The sequence below is a fragment of the Paenibacillus sp. FSL P4-0081 genome (assembly GCF_000758565.1).
GTDB lineage: Bacteria > Bacillota > Bacilli > Paenibacillales > Paenibacillaceae > Paenibacillus_AQ > Paenibacillus_AQ phytohabitans.
The window spans coordinates 6,733,884-6,752,993 of record NZ_CP009280.1; the positions used below are offsets into that span (position 1 = coordinate 6,733,884).

Sequence of the window (19,110 nt, forward strand, 5' to 3'; positions counted from 1 at the left end):
CTCTTCGCTCCCCTTCCGCTTCTCACCCGGCGGCTGAGAGCCGTAACGGGCGGATTAATGTACCCCTATTCTGACCTGCCTGCCAAGGGAACATTCGGAAGCCTGCTGATTAATTACTGGTAAAAGTCCAGTCTGCCATTCTTGTACTATTGGGGCAAGCCTTCCCATACAATGATTAGTACCAGATCAACAGGACACTTTTTCAAAGCCCAACCAGAAAGTATCGCAAACAATCTTAGCGTATGCTTTCCAAGCCAGTTTAAGGAACCCGTCCAGGAAGTAACGCAAACAAACTTTTAGGAGGTTTTACCATGTCGTTAATTAGGCGTCTATTCTCATGGAAAATATCTAGTCCTGTATTGTCGGGTTTATGCCGGTCGTTCCTGTGGATGCTGCTGGGCGCATTCGTTCTCTCCCTGCTGCTCTGGGGCAGCGGACTGCAGGAACAGGATCTTACCATGTACACCTATATTGTACACGGCATAGCTGCCGCTTTCGGAGGCTTGACCGCAGGCGGCAGAGCTTCAAGCAAAGGCTGGTATCAGGGAGCACTCACCGGCGCATTCTACGGATTGATTGTTCTGCTGATCGGATTCCTGGCTCTGGACAGCGCACCGGCAGGGATTGATTTCCTTTGGGTATTGGCTGCAGCAGGCATTGGTGCACTCGGGGGAATATTTGGGGTTAATTTGCAAAAATCCTAATTAATATAATTTTTTCGAAATTTGAAACCTATCCTTGAAAATATGTTACACTGAGTGCATCTGACTTCATATGAGGGATTTATCAAGGAGGCTTTGAATGCTTTGCTTTACCAGTCCATGAATCTTGTAGTTGTATACACCGTTGCCATTGTAGTGGTATTGATTTGGATCGGCGCCCGGCGCAATCCGCTAATGGCTCTAGTTGAAATCGGGAGAGAGTTGCTGCGGTCCTATAAATTCACTCTGATTATTATAGGAATGTTCAGCGTGCTTGCTCTGAATAAATATGAGCTGCAGATCGAGCAGAAGATGCACCTGACTTCGGATTACACAGCCTTTGTCTTTGGTCTCGAGGGCCACTTTGTCAGACATGTGCAAGAGCTGTTCTTTACGCCTTGGCTGACCCCAATCATCGTCTTCTTCTATATCTTCATGCTGCAATCGGTGCTCGCCGCCTCGCTAGGTATCTATCTGCTGGATAAGAACCGCGTGATGCTCTATGCGACCTGCTACACGATCATGATAACCTATGCTGTTGCTATTCCATTCTATCTGTATTTCCCGGTAAATGAGGTGTGGTCCTATCTGCCCGCAGGGGTGCGATTTACCATGCTGGATGTTTTTCCGAAGTTTGAACAGGAGTACCGGCCGCTATCGGGCCTTAACAACTGCTTCCCCAGCCTGCATACTGCCATTTCCGTATCCATGGCGCTGCTGGCCTACCGTTCCGGCAACCGCCGCTGGATGGTGATTAGTACAATCTCGGCCGTTGCTATCGTCTTCGGAATATTCTATCTCGGTATCCACTGGCTGACCGATATGCTCGGCGGCACTTTGCTGGCCGTTCTGTCCACAACTGTCGCAGTGCAGCTTGCCAAATTCACCCTGCGCAGCGGGGAAGAACGGCTGAGAGTACGAAGCCGGGCAACCGATGTACGTTAACATTAGCCTTTGAACTGTATAATATAAAAAAACCGGCGTTCTCTTACGAGAGACGCCGGTTTTTATGTAATTTGGTACAGACAAATCAATCTTTGTCTTCTACTTCCGTGACAGAGTGACTGATCGAACCCCGGTCAAAGGTCAATCGGGTCACGTCATTAACCCGCAATACAACGATGTCATCAGAAATCTCCATAATTGTTCCGTGAAGACCGCCGATAGTAACTACCTTATCGCCTTTTTTCAAAGACTTGAGCATCCCGTTACGTGCTTTGGTTTTCTTCTGCTGCGGACGAATCAGCAGGAAGTAGAAGACAACAAACATAAGTACAAATGGACCTACCAGGCCAAGAATATTGCCTCCGCCGCCTGAAGCTGCTGCCAGTTGAAAATGTGACATATCATTCCCCCCTTTCCAAAAAATTTAACATATCACTCAGTACTTTTAGAAGCCTTTTAGATTATCATATAATCCGTATTGTGCAAAAAACTCATCGCGAAAATCAAGCAGCCGATCTTCCATGATGGCTTCACGCACTTTACGCATCAATTCCAGCAGGAAGTGTAAATTATGGTATGTCGTTAACCGCAAGCCGAAAGTTTCGTCAGCTTTGATCAGATGGCGCAAATAAGCGCGGGAATAATTCCGGCAGGTGTAGCAATCACACTCCGGATCAAGCGGCCCGAAATCACGGGCATACTGCGCGTTGCGTACAACGAGTCTTCCCTGACTGGTCATCGTCGTTCCATTGCGGGCAATACGGGTAGGCAGAACACAGTCGAACATGTCTATTCCGCGGATTGACCCTTCCAGCAGCGCATCCGGTGAACCTACGCCCATTAAATAGCGCGGTTTCCCTTGCGGCAGCAGTGGAACTGTATAATCCAGCACTTCATACATTAGCTGCTTGGACTCTCCGACGCTGAGCCCTCCAATAGCATACCCCGGGAAATCCATGGAAGTCAAATCTGCCGCGCTCTGACGGCGCAGATCCTCGTGCATGCCCCCCTGTACGATTGCGAACAGCCCCTGATCATTAGGACGTGCATGGCTCTTGAGGCATCTTTCTGCCCAGCGGGTGGTGCGTTCAAGTGACTTTTTGACGTATTCATATTCTGCCGGATAAGGCGGGCATTCATCGAAGGCCATCATAATATCGGAACCGAGTGCATTCTGGACTTCCATCGCTACTTCCGGCGAGAGAAACTTCTTGTCCCCATTTAAATGAGAGCGGAAATGAACGCCTTCTTCGGTAATCTTACGCATGTCGCTCAGCGAGAATACCTGGAAGCCGCCGCTGTCAGTCAGGATGGGCCGGTCCCAGTTCATGAATTTATGCAGACCGCCGGCTTCGCCGATGATCTCATGGCCCGGACGAAGGAACAAATGGTAGGTATTACTCAGAATAATCTGCGCATTCATTTGCTTAAGCTCTTCTGGACTCATTGTTTTGACGGTGGCTTGTGTGCCTACCGGCATGAAGGTCGGTGTTTCAATAATTCCGTGTGGAGTATGGACTCTTCCGAGCCGTGCTCCGGACTGCTTACAGGTCTTAATGTGTTCATAAGTGATTGCTGCCATAGGTTTAACCCTTCCTCTTGCTTAATAAATGAACATTGCATCGCCAAAGCTGAAGAACCGGTACTGCTGCTTAATCGCTTCTTCATAGGCGGCGAGAATATGCTCCCGGCCGGCCAAAGCGCTCACCAGCATGACCAAAGTAGACTTTGGCAGATGAAAATTGGTAATCAATGCATTGACGACAGTGAATTCGTAGCCGGGATAGATGAAAATATCCGTCCAGCCGCTTGATGCCTTCAGCGGTCCGCCCGCCGCTTGTCTCCCGGCCGTCTCAAGGGTCCGGCAGGAGGTTGTGCCGACAGCGATAATTCTTCCGCCTCTGGCTCTCGCGGAGTTCAGCATCTCTGCCGTCTCTTGGGATAATTCGTAATATTCGGCATGCATCACATGCTCTTCCACGGTTTCTACAGACATCGGACGGAAGGTGCCAAGACCTACATGCAGGGTAATATAAGCGATATTCACGCCGGCCGCTGCAATCTGCTCCAGAAGCTCTTGGGTGAAATGCAGTCCTGCCGTAGGGGCGGCCGCCGATCCTTCGTGCCGCGCGTAGACTGTCTGATAACGTTCGCGGTCATCCAGAGTTTCCTTAATGTACGGAGGAAGCGGCATCGATCCGAGCCTGTCCAGTATCTCCTGGAAGATTCCCTGATAGATAAAGCGCAGCGTCCGGCCGCCCATATCCGCTTCGTCCTCTATTACGGCGCGAAGCTCTTCGCTGAAGATAATCACCGCTCCGGTCTTCAGCTTCTTGCCGGGCTTAACCAGCGCTTCCCAGCGGTCTTCACCGAGATTCTTCAGCAGCAGAACCTCTGCCTTCGCCCCGGTATCCTCCTTGACACCGAACAGTCTGGCCGGAATAACTCTCGTATCATTCAATACCAGTGTATCTCCGTGACGGAATTGCTGCAGTATATCTGTGAAATGCCCGTGTTCCAGCTGACCGTTCTCCTTGTTTACGAGCAGCAGTCTGGATGAGCTGCGGTCGGCAAGCGGAGTCTGGGCAATCAGTTCCTCCGGCAAATTAAAATCATAATTATCTACATTCATGATGGGATCTTCATTCCTTAACTATAGTAACGTTATTAAAATAGTGTTGCAATATTTGACGATAATCATACCCGCTATCTGCCATGCCCTTTACGCCCCATTGGGACATGCCCAGGCCGTGCCCGTTGCCCCAGCCGATGAAATAGAATCCGGGACTGCTGGTGACCACTCTGGAAGATTGATCAGCACCCATGACTACGGTTCCGCTGCCATTTGCAGTTACTTTGCCGGTTGCAGAGAGCACCCCGGCGCTTGTTGAACTACCAATAGTGGCTGTAGTGCCGTCAGCGCCTAGTACAGTATAACTGCCTGCCGGGACAATATCAAACAAAGTACTGGGCAATCCGCCAAAGGAAGAACGGAACAAATCCGGGTATTTCACCTGCAGAATCTGGCCGTTAGCCTTGACTTCCACCGCTCTCCCCGAAGGCCCGCGCTTAGTCACCTGGAGACTGGTTATGGAAGACGGAAGAGCGTTGCTTGTTTTGCCGGACAGGCTTTTGAGCAGCTCTGCCGAGGTATACGGCCCTTTGATCCAGCTGTAGCTGCCGGATTCATAGACCTGGCCCAGCACTACGGCGTTATCGCCGGGGTTCAGCTTGCCTGCGGGAGTAACACTGCTATCAATAATAGGCAAAGGCCGGATATTCACATCCTTGGTGGTAGCCGTAGCCAGCGGAAGTCCGGCTGCCGTTGTGTTCCCGGTTAATTTGATATTGTCTTCACGGGCATAACCGGAGATACCGCTGTTCAGCAGCACATAATACCACTTTTTAGATGAAGCAACTGCCGCAGCATCCTCGCTGCTGACTACACTGACGAAGGTATCGCCGCCGTTGTTCCACACCTCAGACGGGTCTGCGGTAACGCCGCCGCCGTTGGAGGAGAACACGGCTTCTACTATTTTGCCGCCGCTCATTAGCACTTCGCCTGCGGTAGCATCCACTGCCTTGGTAATGACTGGAGCTTCAGCGCCTATGCCGTTGTACACCTGGCTCAGCGTGGTATCGACAACATTGGCTACATCGAAGCGGTTGCCCTGGGCCAGCGCATAGCTGCGCGCCGCAACGGCCTGGGCTTTGAGCGCCTCTTCCGGCCAGCCGGATGAAACCTCTCCGCCGACAACCGCATACAGATATTGCTCCAGCGGCACTACGTTGATTACAGACAATGAACCGTTCAGATTGCCCAGCTCCAGATTGCCTCGGTAAGTACGCTTGGATCTCTCCGTAAGCAGAATCCCCTTCTCATTGCCGGCGGCTGTGAACTTCGCGTCGCTTCCGGATAACAGATAATGAAAGGCCTGGACTTCACTGCTGAAATCAAGTCCTGCGTCCATCCGGATAATTAGTCCCGCTGTACCTGCCGCCACCGGCGACAGAACAAGCTGCGGGAGCAGTGCAGCTGCCGAGGCAGAGACCGCTGCAAGATCGCTGTCGCTCGCCGCTTCGCCTACCCAAACTTCAGTCCGTGCACTGCCGCCTTCTCCGGACACGAATACCGGCCAGGCATCGAACCCGGCAGCGGTTAGGCTGCCGACAACCGCCTGCGCTTCCTCCAGCGTCGCGTAGGAACCTGCGGACAGATGTTTGGTCCCGGCAACAGCCGGTGTCTGTCCTTCCGGAAGGCTTACTCCGGCTTTCATCACGGAGGTCAGCCCTGTTTTGGCGGCAGCTTCACTGGCATAGCTTCCAGTGTAGAGCTGATACACCTTAGCTCCACGCCGTGATGCCATAAACAGCTGGGGTTTATCGGAGGTAGCCTGCAGCTTCTTGGCTGCATCCGCTGCCACCTGCCAGGTTGGCGTTTCCAGCACCTTCACCCGGTAGCCGTCCAGACTGACACGTACTTTGTTCTGGGCAGGAACCGACAGCAGAGGTGTTCCGGCCTGCGAGAGCAGGCTGAAGCCCAAATCGGACTGAAGCGTGACCAGCGGTACGGTAGATTTATATTTGCTGCCAATATCGGCATACAGTGCAACCCGGATCGCCCCGCCGGTATCGGCGTGAGTGGTACCCGCAAAGGTCAGAAGGCTGCCTGCTACCATTGATGCGGCCAATACTCCGCGGCCCAGCAGCCCTAACCCTGTTTCTTTCCACCTGGCAAGATTCATTGTAGGCCTCCTAAAAGTTTTGAGAGTAGCTGCTCCCGAAGCAGGCTTCGTTCCAAACCCTGCTTCGGAAGCATACATACTCTTTAAGTTTTGAAAGCATGACATCCTCAGAAAGCTTCGTTCAAAACCCGCTTGGGAAGCATACTCTTAATTGTGTTATATAAAACGCACTCTAGACTGCAACCAATTAAGCACCCGGTCGGGCACTTATGTGACGAGCGGTTTATTCAACTTCTCGCACCTAATCCATTGCAAAGAGCATTCAAATTCTTAAGTTTCTCACTTGTTTAGGCTTAATTGTTGTACGGATTGCAACTTGATCCCCTAGATATCTGGCGGTTGGGACAGATTGTTGTATGAAATACAAGATTTGTCCCGCCAAACCGCTTGGAGGAGAAGGAATGTTGCCTTTTATACAACAATTCGGGATTGTAGCCGGGATCATACGAAAAATGTTGTATTACGGGCAGCATCAGTTCTGCTGCGGAGGGAGCGGAAGTCCCAGATGATGATACGCCGCCGGGGTCACTATGCGCCCGCGCGGCGTGCGCTGCAGGAAACCGATCTGCAGCAGATAGGGTTCGTATACGTCCTCAATAGTCTGGCTCTCTTCGCCTATCGTAGCGGCGATGGTATCGAGCCCGACCGGTCCGCCGCGGAAGGAGCTGATCATCGACTGCAGCATCTTGTGGTCGATGCTGTCCAGTCCGCGCGGATCTACCTGAAGCATCTTGAGCGATTCAGCGGCAATCTCCGGCGTAATAATACCGTCGCCGCGGACCTGCGCATAATCGCGCACCCGCTTCAGGAGACGGTTGGCAATCCGCGGAGTCCCACGGGCCCGCAGGGCAATCTCTTCCGCAGCATCGCCCAGAATCTCGATGCTGAGCAGCTCGGCGTTGCGGGCTACGATGAAGCTCAGCTCATCGATTGTGTAGTACTCCAGCCGGCTGACTACGCCGAAGCGGTCGCGCAGCGGAGCGGACAGCAGCCCCGCGCGTGTCGTTGCTCCAATGAGCGTGAAGGGCGGCAGGTCCAGCCGCACCGAACGGGCACTCGGGCCTTTGCCGATCATAATATCCAGCGCGAAATCCTCCATCGCCGGATACATAACCTCTTCCACCGTGCGGTGCAGGCGGTGGATCTCATCAATGAACAGCACATCGCCTTCCTGAAGGTTGGTCAGCAGCGCGGCCAGATCGCCCGGCCGCTCAATTGCCGGGCCGGAAGTGGTCCGCAGATTCACACCCAGCTCATTGGCGATAATATTCGCCAGCGTTGTTTTGCCGAGACCCGGAGGCCCGTACAGCAAGACATGATCCAGCGCTTCGCTGCGCATCTTGGCTGCTTCAATATATATTTTCAGGTTTTCTTTCACCTGGTTCTGGCCGATATATTCACCCAGATAACGGGGCCGCAGACTTAATTCAACCGCCTGCTCGTCCATCATCAGATTTGCTGATATAATCCGGTCATCCATTATTCCTCACTCCGTTCTTCAAGGACCTATTTGGCTATAAAAAGCAGCCCCAGCGCCTTTTTCATCAGCACGTCAACCGGTCCGGTATCCGTTCCCTCTTGCTTCATCTTCAGCCATACGCGGTCCAGCTCGGTATCGGTATAGCCCAGCGCCCTCAGGGCATCCCTGGCCTCTTCCCACGGGAGTGCCTCGGCCTTAGCCTGGGCTTCAGCCGCTACAGCGAACAGGCCTGTCTGCAGGGCAGCTCCACCGAAGCCGTCCAGCTTGTCCTTCAGATCCAGAATCATCCGCTGCGCCGTCTTCTTGCCGATGCCCGGCAGCTTCGTCAGGAAGGTGATGTTCTCCTGATAGATCGCCGAGATCAGCTGATCCGGCGTTCCGCCGGTCAGAATGCCCAGCGCCACACGCGGGCCGATGCCAGACACCTCGATCAGCTTGCGGAACAGCTTCTGCTCCTCACGGGTCGGGAATCCGAACAGGAGCGTCGCATCCTCACGGGTCTGATAATGAATGAAGATGGTCACCGGACCCTCCACCTTGGCAAAAGCATACGGATTCGGGCAGAAGACCCGGTATCCTACGCCTTGAACATCCAGTACTACATATTCTGACTCCAAATGTACAACCGGTCCTCTTAGGAAATCTATCATTTTCGCAATACCTCATTTAATTTGGAATTAAGACTCACGGAATGGGCGTGGCATACCGCCACCGCCAGTGCATCCGCCACATCATCGGGCTTCGGTACAGCCGACAGCTTAAGAAGCAGCTTGACCATCTCCTGAACCTGTTTCTTCTCCGCCTTGCCGTACCCTACTACTGCCTGCTTCACCATCATAGGGGTGTATTCCGCCACTGGCAGCCCGCGCTGCACGGCCGCCAGAATCAGCACTCCGCGCGCCTGCGCCACCGGCAGGGCCGTTGTCACATTGCGGCTGAAGAACAGCTTCTCTACCGCAACCGCATCCGGCTTATATTTATCAATCAGCTGCACCATGCCTTCATAGACATGCAGCAGACGTTCTTCTTCCGGAGTATGCGCCTCAGTCTGGATGCAGCCGTACTGGACCGGAGTCAATTTGTTTCCAACCTTATCTACAAAACCAAAGCCGACAATCGCCAGCCCCGGATCAATCCCCAAGATGCGCAAGATCCTTCTCTCTCCTCTGTGCCAGGGCAGAATAGCCCCTGCGGGTTCATCCATGAATCCGCCCTAAAGCGAACATATGTATTCCTTCTACCCATTATAGCAAAAAAATTTCCCCGGGGAGACAAAAACTTTGTCCCGGGGAAATTAAAATCAAGCTGTATTTTAAACAAAAAAACCCGTGAGCCTCCTGCCCACGAGTCTTCAAACAGTTAGGTCCTTCACTTCATTCCGCATGCATCACCTGTTCCGCCGAGTCCCGCGCATAGTCGCTGAAGGTAGACAGTACACTGTTGTACTCCTCCATGTCCTGTACCCGGATGCCCTGATGAAGCTGCTCCCAGATCCCCTCCGGCAAAGAGGATTTCATCGAGCCCATATCCAGCTGGAAAAAGGTCTTCATCACCTTTTCCGACGTCGGCGGTCCTTTGAACAGCGTCAGATTCCCCTGCTCATCCACTCCGAAGTAGGCTTCTTTTTTGGTGAGCAGCGACAGATCATTGACTCTCTGCTCCAGCCACAAATCGCCTTCCTCGCTGAGCCAGCCGCTCCAATCGGAATGCTGTCCGATCATCATCTTCAGCTGGGCCGGTGTCTGCTTGCCGGGCAGTGTCTGCACCTCTTCACCGGATACATAAATTGTCTTCAGGTGCACCGTTCTGCTGACCGCTTCCCGGCTGACTGCTTCAAGCAGCTCTTTGCTGTCCATCACAGCAGCTTCATCTTCTGTTTCATTCCCTGTATGGTTATAAACGGCTGCCACAGCCGGAATGCTGCTGCCGGGTTCCCGGTTCTGCTCTTCTATTCCGCTTAGTGTTCCGGGCAACGTCCAGGCCGTATGCTCCAACAGCAGGCTGATCTCTTCCGGAACCTGCATGCCACGCCACGCCAGCACCGTAAGCGCAATGCAAGCCGCTCCCACCCAGGGAGCCTTTTTCCAACGTCTCCACCGCCGCCACAGTTGTTTTTTCAAGCGAAAAGCATTCACGTTAATCCCTTCATTCTGGTTTTTCCCTATTGTGACCTGTGAAGGGAGCATTTATGCGTAATTGCTTGAAATTCATTCCAAGCGGAATTAATCTGTGTCCAGCGGATTCTCAATGGCTCCGAGGAACAGGACCACCTGAGTCTGCACATCCTTGATCATGAACAGAAACGGCCGGTTGACCGTCATTTCAAAAGGCGTACCTGCAGGAGCAGCTGATCCTGCCCGCATCTGGATTACTGTGGACGCCGCCGCCTCTGTTCCCCGCTCATTCACATCGATGTAGGTTTTGTGGATGACCTTGCTGAAATAAATCGGGCGATTCAGGTCCGCCAGCAGCGGGAAATCCCCCTGGTCCGGGTCGAAAGCCAGCTTCACACCCAGCGCCAGCAGAACCTTTGTAAGCTCTGCCCCGTAGCTTGCTGTAAAACGCGGCAGCCGCAGCGTCCCCCGGGCACTGGCGAAGCCCTCATCAAGCGGGAGTCTTCCCGCCGCAAGCTGATCCGCAAGCTCCTGTAAGGAAGATTCCCCGCCCGGCAGGATTACGGTCATCTCCATCTGGCCCTCTCCATAAGGAAGCTTCACAGCCTGCCAGTCCTTATTCTCAGCATACTGGAACAATCCGCTCCGCTTCATCATCATTGCCCGCACTGCTGCCCCGTCCGGGGGATAGAAGTCTGCTGGCGCAGTCGCCTCCTCCGGAAACACATCACTCCAGCCGGCTTTGAAATACAGTGCGTTGACAAGCACCGCAACTGCCTGGTCACCCGGCGGCTCCGTGAGCATCTGCCTGATCTTATGCCCGGTATGCTTCGAGACCCAATCATTAATCTGCGTCACAGATTTCTCTGCAGCTAAGTCTGTCGCCCTGATCTCTGCGTTATAGAAATCCTCGCCTGTCTTGAGATAGTCCTTGCGCAGCGGCAGCCCCTTCATGCCCCAGACCGAATTCGCTATCTTCAGCTCAATTCCCGGTCCGGCGTCATTCAGCAGCTGCAGCAAAACCTGATGCCTGGTATTCAGCTGCTCCCGCTCATCAGGTGCATAGCCCAGCAGCGTTCCCAGCTCCTCTGCCGTCTCTCCGTCCGCACCGTTATAAGCAAGGGCCAGCGCAGCGGCAACACTATAAGGTGACACCGTCAGATTCCCGCCGCCCGGCTTCCACAACTGGCCAAACAGCATCGCGCCCAGCCGGTTACTCTGCTCGGCCAGCCCAAAATCAAGCCCGGCTGCAGCTGCCTGTCTCTCTGAATAGCTCATTTTGGAACCTCCTTTACTGCAGCCGGCCAGGAGCAGCACGGCTAACAAGAGTACGGATATTCTTTTGATCATCATAGCTCCCTCCTTGAGTCCATCCGAAGCGGCAAGGATATGTACCAGATGCCCTTTCACATTTCATGGACGATCCCAATTGGAAAAAGTTGCAAATGACCGGCTCAGATATTCATTAGAAATTCGGCACCACCGGCAGCTTAATATGGCTCGGATACTCCTGGTTATGGCAGATCGTCTGCTGCACAATGACTGCTTCCGTATCTTCATACGGATTGTTTCCGGTGTTAGTGTTAGGAAAGGCCACGAATTTGCTGGAAGAAGTGACTGTGAAGCGGACCCGGTGTCCAGCGGCAAACGTGTGGGCGATGTTCTGCAGGAAAATATCGTACCGCTCCACCTGCCCCGGCACCAGCAGCTGCGGCTGTTCCAGCCCGTGCCGGTATTTCGCCCGCACGATGTAATTGGACAGGCGGATGGAATCCCCTTGTTCATTCACATCACTCAGCGTCACGACCCAGTCCGTATCCAGACCCGAGCTTGCCGCATAGATGACCGCTGATAGTTCCCCCGCTACCGTCAGCTTCTCCGCCAGCGGCTCACTGGTATAGACGACAATGTCGCTTCTCAGCTCATGCTTCCGCATATTCTCCGGCTCCCGCTCTCCGCTGTCGGCAACCGGGTCAGCCGGATTATAGATATAAGTGTCTGCTGCTGAATGTTCCTCCGGCTCCATAACCAGCCGTCCATCGCCCAGGGATGAATTCGCCCGGCCGTCTCCGCCCAGATAGAACGGAGTTACCTTTGCTTCTGCCGGTGTCCAGTCCTCCGAGGTTCTCCAGCGGTTCTCGCCCACCACATAATAGGAAGCCCGCGGCTCCTGGTCGATGCCGTTCGGAATCCCCTTCAGGAACCGGTCAAACCAGCGCAGCACAGATATATCATAATCGTACACCACTGCATCATTGCCGAAGGATACGCCCAGCAGATCCCGCGCCCGGTTCGGTCCGTGCTCCCAGGCGCCGAGGCGGATTTTGCGGCTCTTCACATCATGCTCCGTCAGCATCCGCCAGGTCTCCGATACCCCCGGGCTGTCACCGTCATACCAGCCGGAAATCACATACATTGGAACCTTAACCTGATCTCCGCGTTCGGTGAACGTACAGTTTCTCCAGAAATCGTCATACTCGGGATGCTGGCTCCACAGCTCCCACGGCCCCGAAGTGCGGCCGATCATCTGCTGCGGAATATCCCTGATCGGTCTGGCATCGACCGCCGCTTCAGGGTCCACTGTAATGCCGCCAAAAATATCAAAGTCCGTCCGCGTCCCCACCGACTGCGCAAGCGTCCAGGACAGCAGCGGCCAGGAGCAGAGCGTCCCGCCTTTGCGCGCAGTATCCACGAACGGTGAACCTACATTAACCTCATCCACAACCGCCAGCAGGTTCGGATGGCCGCTGGTAGCGGCTGCTACAACGACATAGCCGAGATAGGAGGCGCCCCACATCCCAACTTTGCCGTCAGACCATTCCTGGGCGATAATCCAGTCAATGGTATCGTAGCCGTCATCGCGTTCATTGTAGAAGGGAATCAACTCCCCTTCCGAATCCGCGCGGCCTCGTACATCCTGGGAGACCACGGCGTAGCCTTTGTTCGCCCAGCGCATGAAGATTTCTTTTTTACCATTCCGGTCGTAACAGGTTCTCACCAAGATAGTCGGCACCTTCGTTCCCGGCTCAAGCCCTTCAGGAAGAAACACATCGGTAGCCAGCTTCACGCCGTCCCGCATCGGCACTAGGTACGTACCCAGATCATTCACCCCGTATTCGGGCTGCGACAGCAGCGGTTCAGCATAGAGGGCGAGCGGGGTCAGCTGCTCATATCCTGCCTTAACGATCAGCTCAATGCCATAGCGGTTAGGGGTCAGAAAAGCGATTACCTCCCCGTCCAGCGTTACAATATCCAGCGCCGTGCCCCCGCGGTAAGCCCATACCTGCGAAGTCCGCTCTACACCGGAGATCTCCGCCTGATAGGTAATATGCTTCTGATATTTGTCCCCGTTCTTGAGGATAACCTCGTCCCCGGCCCATTCCGCATCGGTGTACACATGAAGCTGCCCCGCGATCCGCGCCAGCGGAAGAACATATTTCGCGCCAGCATCCAGCACATTCTCCTGCATCTGTGTGCGTCTGCGGGTGTCAACCTTGGCGTGCATGACCTCCTTGTCCGTGAAACGGATGGTGCCGCTGTATATCCCCGAGCAATAGAAGTTGAAGCTTGTCTGCTGTAAGTATGAATTCATCTGTAAAAGTCCCCTATCCGCAAATTTGTTCGAACACACGCAGCCAGTTGCCTCCCATAATCTTAGCGATCTCTTCATCGCTGTACCCGCGCGCCACCAGTCCCCGCGTGAAATTGCTGAAATAACTGTATTTCTCAAGCCCTGCTACGGTTTCCGTGGAGGGACCATCCCCTTTGGCGAATCCCAGCTTAGGTGCAATCTGCTCCTTGAAAAAGACCAGTGACCACTCCAGGTCACTCATAGGCCAGTCCGTTCCGATGCCCACATGCTCTACGCCTACCAGCCTGATCACATATTCAATATGATCCAGCACATGCTCAATGGTGGTATGATCCGGATCTTCATGCACAAACCACGGCATCGCAAAAATACCAATCACCCCGCCGGTCGCAGCAATCGCGCGGATCTCCTCGTCACTTTTGCAGCGCATATGCGGATAGATGGCTTCCACGCCGGTATGCGAGGCGATAACCGGCGCTTTCGAGGCTGCACAGGCATCCAGGGTGGTCTGCCTGCCGCAATGTCCGGTATCGACGATGATTCCGAGCGTGTTCAGCCGTTCCACAAACCGCAGACCGTATTTAGACAGCCCGCCATTGCCCGGCTCCGCACAGCCGGAACCTATCAGATTCTGGTTGTTGTACGTTAACTGCAGAATCCTTAGACCAAAGCCATGCAGCGCGTCAAGCAGCTCCAGATTTTTCCCAAGCGCATCCGTTTCCTGTGCCGTTACAATACCGGCCTTCCTGCCCTCACGCTTAGCCCTGCGGATATCCTCCGCCGTCAGTGCCTTCACCAGCCAGTCCGCGGAATCGAACTGCAGCTGAACCTCGCCCATACTGGTAATCATGCTCTCTATATCATTCAGGTGCAGCTCACGGTTCCCCGCCGTAATGCCGGACTTGTACCATTCCTCTTTGTACTCCGCAATCTCACCGCCGGCCGACAGCCGGGTAATGATCTGCGCCGGCATGGCGCTGTAGACCATCGGTTCATCCTTGTACGGCTCGCACAGCGCCTTCACCTTAAGCGAGACGCTCTCCGGGATAGCGCTTGGGGACAAGGGCCCCTGGAACAGCAGATCAATATTGATATTCTCCTCATGCAGGCGTTTCGCCCGCTCCTCCTGTGCAGCACTCAGTCCGAACTCATACCAGCCTTCCCGTTCCTGTAAATTCACTTGATCCGGCCCCTCCTCTATGAAACTACCTATTTACTTGATGCTCGCTCGTCCCTGCGGTGAATATTTGGGCTTCCGGCAGCCGCCGCTCCTGCCATTCCAGAGATCTTTTTCTGTCCTTGGTCGTTGTTGTAAGATCTAAACTAGTGAAAACCACGTTGTTGTCACGCCGCTTGCTGAGGCTTTGCAGTAACGAATTACGCTAAGCTTAACTGCACTTTGTACAACTAAATCGTCTGATTTTCAACCGATTATCCGTTTAGTTGTATTTCGTGCAATTAAATTGACCAATGTAGTTGGTTATCACCCATTCGGGCAGATTTAGTTGTACAGACTACAGTTATAAGAGGCAAGCAGCTCTTTTCGCTGTTTTTAATTGTACATTATACAACTATCACTGAAGTTTCACTTGGAGCTGAATACATCCATTGCCGCTTGCTGCATTGTTGAATCGACACACTTCATTAGATCTGATGTCGGACTAGTTACTCTTAATAGAAATACCGAGATCTATTTAAAATGAAATCTCCACGCCTTTGTGCAGAGCAACCGCCTGTTTATAAATATAGAAGGCTGCGGCAAGATCCTGAACGGCAAGCCCCAGTCCCTTAAAAAGGGTAATCTCATCGCCGCTTCCCCGGCCGGGGACCCGCCCCTTCAGCAGCCCGCCAATTTCGCCAATAATATGGTCCGCCGTAATCGCCCCTTCACTGAGCGGGATCAGATAATCTCCCGCTTCATGGACCGCCGACTCCAGCCGGTCCACATAGAGCCTCGCCCCGGCTACCAGCGCCGTGTCCAGCTCCCGTTCATGCGCCCTGCATGCGCCGATCGCATTGATATGCGCGCCTGGTTTCACCCAGGCGCCGTGCAGCACCGGCTCGCCCGCCGCCGTTGCCGTACAAATAATGTCCGCGTCCATCACCGCGTCCTGCACAGACAGCGCTGCCGTGATCTCTGCGTTCCACCGGCTGCTCATGGCATCGGCGAACGCCCGGGCCTTGCCCGGCGTTCTGCTCCAGACCTTGGCGCGCTTAATGCCGCGCACCTGCAGCATCGCCTCCAGATGGCTCCGGGCCTGCTCCCCGGTGCCGAGAACCGCCAGGGACTCCGCCTCTTCCCTGGCGAGCAGCTTCGTCGCCGCCGCACTGACCGCCGCCGTGCGGATGGCTGTAATCGACTGGCCGTCCACTATGGCCAGCGGCACGCCGGTGGCGGCGTCGAACAAAGACACCATCCCCTGATGCGACGGCAGACCGCTCCCGTGGTTGCCAGGGAATACGCTGATGATCTTAGCACCAGCGATCCCTTCACGCCGCAGATACCCGGGCATCATTCCCAGCACATTCCGCTCCTCCAGCGGCAGGACCTGGCGGAGGCTCTGCACGGCCTCCCCCTCCGACAGGTCAGCGAGGACGGTTTCCATCACAGCGATGCAGGACTCCATCGTTAGAATCTCCGCAACTTCCTTCCCGTTTACCATCAGCACATTTAGACCCTCCCGGATTCTTGATAACGCATATCCATTCTTATCTTTTCAAAAAAAGATTCAAGCTTATCTTTCTATGCCATCATTTGCTATACTCTATATTAGCGAAAAAAGTTAAAAACTAAAACAAAGGGGATATCCTTGATGATTATTCAGCCAAAAACACGCGGCTTTATCTGCACGACTGCTCACCCGGAGGGATGTGCCAGACAAATACAGGAACAGATTGACTATGTACGGGCACAAAAGAAACTTACCGGTCCGGCCAACGTGCTGGTCATCGGCGCTTCTACCGGCTACGGGCTGGCTTCCCGGATTGCGGCTGCATTCGGCGCAGGTGCCAATACCATCGGTGTCTTCTTCGACAAAGCTGCTGAAGGTGCCCGCACAGCATCCGCAGGCTGGTACAATTCCGCTGCTTTTGAGCAGGAAGCGGCCAAGCAGGGGCTGAAATCGTTCAGCATCGTCGGCGATGCCTTCTCGGATGCCATTAAGACCAAGACCATCGACCTCATCAAAGCTGAATTCGGAACCGTTGATCTCGTTATCTACAGCGTAGCTTCCCCCCGCCGCACCCATCCGGTTACAGGAGAAGTCTTCTCTTCTGTGATTAAGCCGGTTGGAGAAGCTTACACGAACAAGACGATGAACTTCCACACTGGTGAAGTATCCACGGTTACTATTGAGCCGGCTACGGATGACGAAGTCCGCCAGACCATCGCTGTTATGGGCGGAGAAGACTGGGGCATGTGGATCAATCAGCTGCAGGAAGCAGGCGTGCTTGCAGACGGCGCAACAACCGTGGCCTATTCTTATATCGGACCTAAGATCACCCATCCCATCTACCGGGACGGAACCATCGGCCAGGCGAAGAACCATCTGGAACAGACGGCGGTCGCGCTGAACGAGCAGCTCTCTGCTACAGGCGGACGGGCCTTCGTATCCGTGAATAAGGCTCTGGTTACCCAGTCCAGCTCCGCCATCCCTGTGGTGCCGCTGTATATTTCCGCACTCTATAGAGTAATGAAGGAAAAAGAACTGCACGAGAACTGCATTCAGCAGATGTACCGCCTGTTCGCAGACCACCTGTATAACGGCGGCGAAGCTGCAGCAGACGGCAGCCACCTGATCCGGATTGATGACTGGGAGATGCGCGAGGATGTGCAGATCGAGGTCATGAGACGCTGGAATGAGCTTGAAACGGATAATGTTCCTGAACTTGCAGACCTTAAGGGCTACCAGGATGACTTCTTCCATCTGTTCGGCTTCCGCACCGGAGGCGTGGATTACGAAGCCGAGACTGACCCTGCTGTTGCTATTCCCAATATGGCATAAGCATTCCGCCTAATACATGAAGCCGCTCCCTTTACCGGGAGCGGCTTTTTGGCGTGCAGATTCCAGGTTACCGCTCCACTTCGGGCATAAAATAAGGTTTGACTTTAGGTTATCCTTGCAGTATTTTATATCTAAAAGATATATCTTACAGATTGGATGCGTGCATATGGCTGCTAACAGGAGCAAGACAGGTTACGTGTTACTGGGACTATTAAATGAAGAGAACTTGACTGGGTATGAGATCAAAAAGATCGTAGATACCCGGCTTTCCTTTTTTTGGAGCGAGAGCTTTGGCCAGATCTATCCGGAACTGAAGCGTCTGGCTGCGGGGGGCCTGATCGCTGTGTGTGAAGAACCTGTTTCTTCAGAAGGCAAGAACAGCAAACAAAGCATCAAGTATCAGATAACCGTATCCGGAAGGTACGAATTACAGGAATGGCTTAAGACACCGGTGGAAAAAGAAACCGTGCGCTACGAGCTGCTGCTTAAGCTGTATTTTTCCAATTCTTCCTCTTCCGCCACCATGCTGGAGCATGTCCGGGAGTTTGAAATCAACCACCGGCGGCAGCAGCAGCTGTTCGGCAAATTCGAGGAACAGCTGAAGCAGAATCTGGATGTCCACAGTAATCACAGCCGCATTCTGATGGTCCTGTCCTTTGGCCAGAAGCTGTGGGAGTCTTACGCCGACTGGTGCGGGCAGACTATAGCTTTGCTGGAGCAGGAAATCGCAGAACATGAGAACCCGCCGAATGAATAAAACCGTGGATTTGTATTACTTTTCAGGCACGGGCAATACGAAAGCGATTGTAGACTTTGTGGGCAGAACCCTTAAGACCTATAACATCCGCACTTCCCTGAATCTGATCGGCAGCGAATCTATGCCAAGCAGTCCGGTTAATGACCTGTGGCTGGCCTTCCCGGTCAATTCGCAGTCCGTATCCCCGTTCATCTGGAGATTCCTCCGGCAGCTCCCGAAGAGCCAGGGCACCAGAGTATATGTGATCGCTACGCTCAATAACTCAGCCCATATTCTGGAGCCGCTCTATACCCTGCTGAAGAATAAGGGCTACATCCCTGTCTCCGCCTGCGAGATCAGTATGCCTAATAATATGCTGAATGCTGAAGCAAGACCGGAGGATGATCAGGCCCGGCTGAGCGCAGCCTATCAGAAAGCTGAGACTTTTGTCCATCAGGCACTTGCCGGTGAATCCGCCTGGAAGTCAGAGTATCCCGGGTCGAAGGCCGTCTCCGTTCTCTCCAGAAGAACCGTGCTGCCCTGGATGTCGATGCGGCTGATGCTCAGATTGCGGACGGTCCCTTCCAAATGCATCAGCTGTGAATTATGCGTTCTGCAATGTCCCACCGGTAATATAGTAGTGGTCGATGATCTGCCATACCATGGGTACAAATGTGATTTCTGTATGAAGTGCGCGGCGAACTGTCCGCGGAACGCAATCGTAGTATCGGGCAAAGAGAACCTTCATTTCCGCAATGCCAGAATGCATCAATCTACTTTGGAACAATAGGAC

At 53.7% G+C, this 19,110-nt stretch carries 17 protein-coding genes; 5 read left to right on the forward strand and 12 right to left on the reverse strand.

Annotated features, from left to right (window positions below):
- The first annotated feature begins 311 nt into the window (after positions 1-311).
- Together P40081_RS28630 and P40081_RS28635 are read left to right on the forward strand one after the other, a co-directional pair.
- A complete protein-coding gene (locus P40081_RS28630; RefSeq protein WP_039294476.1) occupies positions 312-704 on the forward strand; it encodes a TIGR04086 family membrane protein in 393 nt (130 codons plus the stop codon).
- Between the two features lie 93 nt (positions 705-797).
- Positions 798-1,646 carry a phosphatase PAP2 family protein gene (locus P40081_RS28635; RefSeq protein WP_231575209.1) on the forward strand — a complete coding sequence of 283 codons (849 nt, stop codon included), beginning with the start codon at positions 798-800 and terminating at the stop codon, positions 1,644-1,646.
- 85 nt (positions 1,647-1,731) lie between these two features.
- Here the strand turns inward: P40081_RS28635 and yajC are convergent, their stop codons facing one another.
- The 12 genes from yajC to P40081_RS28695 form a co-directional block, all read right to left on the reverse strand.
- Positions 1,732-2,046: a preprotein translocase subunit YajC gene (gene yajC, locus P40081_RS28640; protein WP_039294472.1), complete on the reverse strand. Its 315-nt coding sequence runs from the start codon at positions 2,044-2,046 to the stop codon at positions 1,732-1,734.
- A gap of 45 nt (positions 2,047-2,091) precedes the next feature.
- Positions 2,092-3,228 (reverse strand): tRNA guanosine(34) transglycosylase Tgt, encoded by a 1,137-nt coding sequence (gene tgt, locus P40081_RS28645; RefSeq protein WP_042139546.1) that lies wholly within the window; start codon positions 3,226-3,228, stop codon positions 2,092-2,094.
- A 21-nt stretch (positions 3,229-3,249) separates the two neighbouring features.
- The gene (gene queA / locus P40081_RS28650; RefSeq protein ID WP_042139547.1) at positions 3,250-4,278 is read right to left on the reverse strand and encodes a tRNA preQ1(34) S-adenosylmethionine ribosyltransferase-isomerase QueA; all 1,029 of its coding nucleotides are present in this window, start codon (positions 4,276-4,278) and stop codon (positions 3,250-3,252) included.
- A gap of 10 nt (positions 4,279-4,288) precedes the next feature.
- Positions 4,289-6,391: a SpoIID/LytB domain-containing protein gene (locus P40081_RS28655; RefSeq protein WP_042139548.1), complete on the reverse strand. Its 2,103-nt coding sequence runs from the start codon at positions 6,389-6,391 to the stop codon at positions 4,289-4,291.
- Between the two features lie 472 nt (positions 6,392-6,863).
- Positions 6,864-7,871, reverse strand: a complete 1,008-nt coding sequence (gene ruvB / locus P40081_RS28660; protein WP_039294462.1) for a Holliday junction branch migration DNA helicase RuvB — start codon at positions 7,869-7,871, stop codon at positions 6,864-6,866.
- A gap of 26 nt (positions 7,872-7,897) precedes the next feature.
- Positions 7,898-8,521: a Holliday junction branch migration protein RuvA gene (gene ruvA, locus P40081_RS28665; RefSeq protein WP_042139549.1), complete on the reverse strand. Its 624-nt coding sequence runs from the start codon at positions 8,519-8,521 to the stop codon at positions 7,898-7,900.
- Complete coding sequence (gene ruvC / locus P40081_RS28670; RefSeq protein ID WP_039294456.1) at positions 8,518-9,021, reverse strand: crossover junction endodeoxyribonuclease RuvC; 504 nt, start codon at positions 9,019-9,021, stop codon at positions 8,518-8,520. Before ruvC ends, ruvA begins: the two co-directional genes overlap by 4 nt.
- A 223-nt stretch (positions 9,022-9,244) precedes the next feature.
- Entirely contained in the window at positions 9,245-9,940 is a 696-nt protein-coding gene (locus tag P40081_RS28675) for a BofC C-terminal domain-containing protein (protein ID WP_052422059.1), read from the reverse strand.
- A gap of 153 nt (positions 9,941-10,093) precedes the next feature.
- Positions 10,094-11,338: a serpin family protein gene (locus P40081_RS28680; protein WP_081970201.1), complete on the reverse strand. Its 1,245-nt coding sequence runs from the start codon at positions 11,336-11,338 to the stop codon at positions 10,094-10,096.
- A 112-nt stretch (positions 11,339-11,450) separates the two neighbouring features.
- A complete protein-coding gene (locus tag P40081_RS28685; RefSeq protein ID WP_042139552.1) occupies positions 11,451-13,577 on the reverse strand; it encodes a CocE/NonD family hydrolase in 2,127 nt (708 codons plus the stop codon).
- A 13-nt stretch (positions 13,578-13,590) separates the two neighbouring features.
- Entirely contained in the window at positions 13,591-14,757 is a 1,167-nt protein-coding gene (locus P40081_RS28690) for a dipeptidase (protein ID WP_052422061.1), read from the reverse strand.
- Positions 14,758-15,271: 514 nt separating this feature from the next.
- Positions 15,272-16,240, reverse strand: coding sequence for an ornithine cyclodeaminase family protein (locus tag P40081_RS28695; protein WP_231575446.1), 969 nt, complete (start codon positions 16,238-16,240; stop codon positions 15,272-15,274).
- 150 nt (positions 16,241-16,390) lie between these two features.
- On the opposite strand from P40081_RS28695, the gene fabV reads away from it, so the two are divergent.
- The 3 genes from fabV (at position 16,391) to P40081_RS28710 (ending at position 19,107) form a co-directional block, all read left to right on the forward strand.
- Positions 16,391-17,581: an enoyl-ACP reductase FabV gene (fabV, locus tag P40081_RS28700; RefSeq protein WP_042139554.1), complete on the forward strand. Its 1,191-nt coding sequence runs from the start codon at positions 16,391-16,393 to the stop codon at positions 17,579-17,581.
- Positions 17,582-17,747: 166 nt separating this feature from the next.
- Positions 17,748-18,338, forward strand: coding sequence for a PadR family transcriptional regulator (locus P40081_RS28705; RefSeq protein ID WP_042139555.1), 591 nt, complete (start codon positions 17,748-17,750; stop codon positions 18,336-18,338).
- On the forward strand, positions 18,331-19,107 hold the full coding sequence (locus P40081_RS28710; RefSeq protein ID WP_042139557.1) for an EFR1 family ferrodoxin: 777 nt from the start codon (positions 18,331-18,333) through the stop codon (positions 19,105-19,107). Before P40081_RS28705 ends, P40081_RS28710 begins: the two co-directional genes overlap by 8 nt.
- Positions 19,108-19,110: the final 3 nt, after the last annotated feature.